The following is a 5607-nucleotide window of genomic DNA, read 5'->3' as shown; positions in this document are numbered from 1 at the left end:
TCGCTGCGGGATCAGTCGTCGACTGGTGGGTCGCGTTGTGGCGCCGCTCGCCGTGGAAGTCCACGCTCGGATTGCCCGGATCATCGGGCGGCGTCCGATCGCCTGGCTGCTCGCCTTTGGGACGAAAGCTCTTGAGCGACGCCCACGACTCGATCAGCGTGCCATCCACCGTATAGTGCTCGTCGCTGGTCAGCTTCAGCTCGCGCGCCGCCGCCACCACGGTGCGGAAAAACTCGCCCGCTACGTCGTGCTCCAGCAAGCGCGCCCGATTGCGGCTAAAGGTCGAGTGGTCGAAGCCCGGCTCGTCCCAGTTCAGGTCCAGGAACCAGCGGAACAACAGGTTGTAGTCCAGCTGCTCGCACAACATCCGCTCGCTGCGCACCCGCTCGGCGTCGTCGGCCACCAGTTTGAGAAGCTTCTCGTAATCCGGGTTGAACCTACCGACGACTCTTTGGAGAATCGCGAGCTTCGTGGCGACCGCGATGGCATGATCGCCAAGCGCGGTCAAATCACACTTAGAGCGCGCCTCTCGTAGAGTCTTGCTGGTAGTTGCATTAAGCGCGTTCCAAATCGGGTACAGCCAAGTGACTCCTGGACGGAAGTCGAAAAACACATGGTCTTGCATACTTCGTTCTCTTGGTGGGTTGACGCGCGGCTTCCATACTGAGATCTCGTTCAGACGATGTATATAGTGAATTGAACTTAATGTTTTTGCTCAGCATCTGATTCAGTCGCGCCATATACGTTGGCAACATCGAGCCAGCCGTGGTCAAAAGTGAAGGTTCGCGCCTTGCCCGCCGGATCTTGGATACGCACGATGCGCCGACTGCCCTCATCGCCTGCGTGCTCGACAACATAAAGCCAGTACGCCTCTCCGTGCTCGCGGGCACACTCGAACTGGGGGCGCGAAAGCCCAACGGGATGGTCGTGCAGGCTGCTGCTCATTGCCTTTACTTCGATCCATCGAGCACGCTCGCCGTCGTCACCATATTCGAATAGGTCGTATCCCTCGTTGAAAGGCGGCGTCCGTTGCAACCGAGGCTCACTCGAGAGGATGAACGCGATCGCCTTTTCCTCCAGCGCCATCCGGGCTTGGTGATCCAGCCCCTCGGGATCCGGATCTTCCTCTTCCGGGCGCACGCCGACGTAGGAAATGAATGTCCGACCTCCCGCGCTTTCGGACGTGTGCTTGGGCGAATCGCTGCGACCGCCCGACGTAGGCCCACTCGAGTGGGCATCGGCGCGCGTCTCCCTGCCGAGACCGTCTCTCGCCTCACTACCAGCGCTTTCTCGCCCGTCGCCGCTTTCCATTCCGACGCTAGCACCGTGCAGCTCGGGACTTGACGGATCAGGAACTGATGACGCCGGCTCAAGCGTTTTACCAAGAGGTTTATCAATGGCTGGTTCGACGTTGCTGGGTCCTTCGGCGCTCTGCGTCTCAGGCTGATCATAGACTTGAAGGCGGGATCGCAGTTCTGCCTCGGTGGTGACGCCGAGTTTTTTCAGGAGATCGAGCACGCCCGGCTCGATGCCTGCTTCCTTAGCAAGAGTATCGATTACGGGAGGCTTGAAGCGTATCTTCGACTCGATGAACGGGTTCGGTTTCCAACCGAGGCTACCGAAAACGACCAATTCCGGCCGCTGTAATTCGCCGCTGGGAGCCGGCACCCAAGCGGTCTGGTTCAGTTGCCGCACGAAGGCGGCGTCGAAAGCGTAATTTCGCTGATGATGGTAGAACCACTTATAACTACCTGAGAAAGCGCCCGTCCCACGTCTATCCTCAACATCTTGCAACGCCTCCCAGAGCAAAGTGGCCTTCCTATTGATCTGCTCAGAGCCCATAGCGGGCAGGACCATGAGCAGTTGGTCGAGCCCGCGGAGCGTGAAATCCTCGATCGGATATTGGTAGGTGCAATCCTGGCAGCCACCCTGGCGGCGCATCTCTTGGCACTCCTGCCACGTGAACTGCGCCGCGACCGAGACTGGTTGCGGGTGTCGCGTTGCACCGCATGCCTCCAAGAGATCGCGGACCTCCTCGCCGCGTAGGCACTCTTGGGCGTCATCCACGAGGAGGACACCAGCCACTCCCGCAAAGAGCTCCTTGAGGCGCTCTGTGGCGAGGTACACATCGCCCGGTTTTGCCATCTGTTTAGGTCCATCGCCTGCATCCACTGCTCTGACGAAGGCGGTTTCACGCAGCGCATCACGCAGCTTCTCGCGTTGGGCCTTCGAGTCTGTGGTGAATGCCGCCAGAATGCGGCGGATATCCGCTTTGTAGTCGGTGGTACCGCCGTCTAGGCCGTTGGCGTGGTACTTGGGCAGGACGTTCCAGACGACATCGTCCACAAGATCGGGTTCGGTCAGCCCGAGCGACAGAAGGAACTCGCGGGCTTCGTCTGTGGCGCACACAGCATGGTGCACAGTCGGAAAGCCGGTTTCGCTCGCGCCTGGCAGAAAGGCCTGCGGTTGTCCGTTGGTGCGTGCGGTCACATGCCGGCGGTCCGCCAGTCGAACGATCGGGATGTCGCCTACACGGCGTCGTAGGGAAGGCTGCCCGTTTAGAAACTGGTACAGCTTGAGAATCCATTCGTCGGGCTGGTCTTCGAGAAATGCCTTGTCGAGTTTCGGCAGGATCGTCTCCGGCGTGACCTCGGCGATGCCGAGTTCGCTCGTGAGGTAGTCATGCAGTTCGGGTGTACGGGCCTGCGTGATATCGCCGCTGAGCCAGGCAATTTCTTTCTCGGCACCGAACAGGCGTCCGAGCTGGTTCGGACCAAAGAGTTCGCGTAGCTCCTGCGTGCGCGCGAGCTTCGCCTTGGCGGCGGGTATGTAGCCGCCGTCGAAACGGGGTAATAGTAGCTCGGTTGCCAGTGCTTTACGAACTGCCTCGAAGAGCGGCGCAAACATGCTGCCCTCGGGGAACTTGGCGCGGGCGAGCGGCAGAATTCGAAGCGCGGCGGCGTCAAGGAGATCCTGGTCTCGCAGCCAACAAAGCGCGTACACCAAGAGAGATGCAGCCTCCCGGAAAAGATGCTGGTTCCAAGAATCTTGGCCAGGGACGTTGTCGCGACTTGGCGTCGTGCGGTAGGGGCCCTGCACGAGAAAACCTAGGTGCGTCGGCAGGACGGTTGGGAAGAAGACAACGAGTGGAGAATCGTTGATTGGTTGGATCCGCCACTGACCACGCTCGCCGACCTGCGTGACCGAAAACGCTATCTCCACGTGGCCAGCGATTCTCCCATCGTCAGTCTTCGCCTCGCGCGAGAAAACCAACCAGGTTTCCTCCACATCAGGCTTGCTCTGCTCCTCACCGATGATAACTACCCTGCGAACATTCTCGCCGACCTGTTCCGGCTTGCCGCGCAGATACTGACCCGAGCGACCGCCCTGCACACTCCAAGTGATCTCCTCAATCTGGCGCAGGAAGAGCAATGTGCGTTGACCCAGCCGCTCCAGACCTTGGGCAATCTCGGAGTGAACTGTGGCATCCTTGCTCCGAAGCGGGAGGATGAAAGTCGTCTCATCGGGTCGGTGCCCAATCTGCGGCGCGAGCGTGGGCCAAACGAAGCTCTCGATCGCGAAATCTTCCGCGCCGGAATGAACCTCGGGGCGGTCCGTCACGGCGTATACAGATTTAAATCCGATGCCGAAGCGGCCAATATCGGTCAGGCCTTTTCCGCTCTCTGCGATGCCGCAGATGTTACGAACGTCCCTCGCGTCGAAAGGCTGGCCGCAATGAGCAACACGAAGCTCGGCGCCTGACAGGCTGAGGGTCACTGCGCGCGGTCCTCGCCATTCGGCGGGCCGACGAGCCAGCGAGTCCTCCGCATTTTGCAGTAGCTCGAAAATGAAATGGGTGCGATCCGCGTAGCGATCTGCCAGCACCCCTGGGCCCCACCTATCGATACCCGCGCCATATTCGTGCTCGTTGTCCGCGCGAATGGACGCATAGTTGGATGCCATCAGCCCCGTGCCTCCTTGGTCAAGCTGGCCCGCCCGATCTTTTGTATCATCTTGTAAATATGCTTACGTTACGGATGCTACCTCGGAGCGGAGGACGCGTTGAAGGATTTTGCGCACCTTTGCGCCGGAATCTCTATTTTGAATCCTGGTTCACACTCGCACCGACACCAGCCGGCTTGCAAACGCGAGGTTCGAGCCCGGGATTGAGTCCAGGAGGCTTCCCGACGACCTCAAGTTTTGCCTTTCGTCCTCGCCAAGACGCCCCAATAGAGCCGCGTCTTCAAGCGCTTAACCATTCCTCAAAACTTTTGGTTGATAATATTCCGCGTAAGCAGCATCCGCGAGTTTCTCGTGCCCGTGGCGATCCGGCGTTTCTGTCAATTGACAGGGAGTGGCATCCGGCCGCAAACTCCGCAGACCGTTAGAAAAAAACTAGATCTGTGCCTATCAGTGATAAAACGCGGAAAATTCTCTGGGGCGCCTCAGGCACCCGTTGCGCTGTGTGCAGGCTCGAATTGGTGATCAGCTCCACTCCGAAGGATGCGCAAGCGATCGTCGGCCAGGAGTGCCACATTATTTCGGGAAAGACGGAGGGCCCGCGTCATGATCCGACCTATCCGCCAGATAAGATTGATGAGGTTGGAAACCTTGTCCTTCTATGCGCAGTGCATCACAAAATGGTCGATGACCAATCGGAGACCTACAACATCGAGATACTGAGGAAGCTCAAAACCAACCACGAGGCTTGGGTACGCACCGCGCTTACCGAACAAAAGTGGCCACCTGCCGTCAAGATCCGGCGGGTGAAAGAAAATATTCCGCAGCACATGGTCCGTATCAACACTGGCCGAGAAGTCATTGGGATAGTTGACGGTTCACTCGCATTCCAGTTCGATCATCCTGAACCGAAAACGCCGCAAGAGACTCAACTTCTGGCGCACTTCCTTCAAGAGGCCCAAGACCTGGGCGATCTCCTGAGCGATTTCGAGGCAGGAGATCGCGTGCAAGTTGCCTTTCACTTCAGTGAATTGATAGCGGAGTTGGAAGGTGCCGGCTTTTGGGTCTTCGGCGGGCGCGAAAAACGTCGCTTGGAAGGCGGCATAGGTGCTCCTTCCGATTGGCCGGTCGCTATACTCGATATTCGCAGGTCAACGGACCCAGAGATCATCAAAACTGATCCGAAAACCGCCAAATCCTAGCGGAAGACCGGATCTGAAACTTTCGAATCGGAGGCGATCCGAAAGTGATCCGAAAGTTTTGGCGCGGTCGCGAGCGGGTTGAAAGCGGGTGGCGAAAAATTGCTTCATTTCGTTAGAGAATCAGGACTTTCGGATCGGAGAATTGCAGCAGCGATCCGAAAGTGATCCGAAAGTTCGGCGGCCGAGGCGTTATTGGTCGCCGTGTGTCGCAGTGTGTCGCGTCGGGCTCACAACTGTGGAGCGCTTCCAATCCCGTTCGCAGCAAAGAATGACCTATCCCGTAGTACCAGCAGAGCGATGCGATTAACGCTCGACGCAGCAAAAAGGTGCATTCGTGGTTATAGATACCGAAGGCTGAAATTCGTTGAAAACCCTCGGTCGATGGCAGGATTGAGAGGAAGAACACTGAGAATAGTCCGACGACGTCCCATGCGCGGCGGAGCGT

At 58.5% G+C, this 5607-nt stretch carries 2 protein-coding genes and 1 pseudogene; 1 reads left to right on the top strand and 2 read right to left on the bottom strand.

The window, feature by feature from the left end:
* Positions 1-382 (bottom strand): annotated as a pseudogene (locus tag Q7S58_RS14220) (transposase); the annotation flags it as partial.
* Between the two features lie 320 nt (positions 383-702).
* Positions 703-3963 carry a DUF3883 domain-containing protein gene (locus Q7S58_RS14215; protein WP_304826894.1) on the bottom strand — a complete coding sequence of 1087 codons (3261 nt, stop codon included), beginning with the start codon at positions 3961-3963 and terminating at the stop codon, positions 703-705.
* 440 nt (positions 3964-4403) lie between these two features.
* Between Q7S58_RS14215 and Q7S58_RS14210 the strand changes: the two genes are divergently transcribed.
* Positions 4404-5162 carry an HNH endonuclease gene (locus Q7S58_RS14210; protein WP_304826892.1) on the top strand — a complete coding sequence of 253 codons (759 nt, stop codon included), beginning with the start codon at positions 4404-4406 and terminating at the stop codon, positions 5160-5162.
* Positions 5163-5607 lie beyond the last annotated feature (445 nt).

Origin of the sequence: Candidatus Binatus sp., from assembly GCF_030646925.1 — a bacterium.
Classification (GTDB): Bacteria; Desulfobacterota; Binatia; order Binatales; family Binataceae; genus Binatus.
Note: the sequence above shows the minus strand (reverse complement) of the source record. Positions and strands in the feature narration are given on the sequence as shown.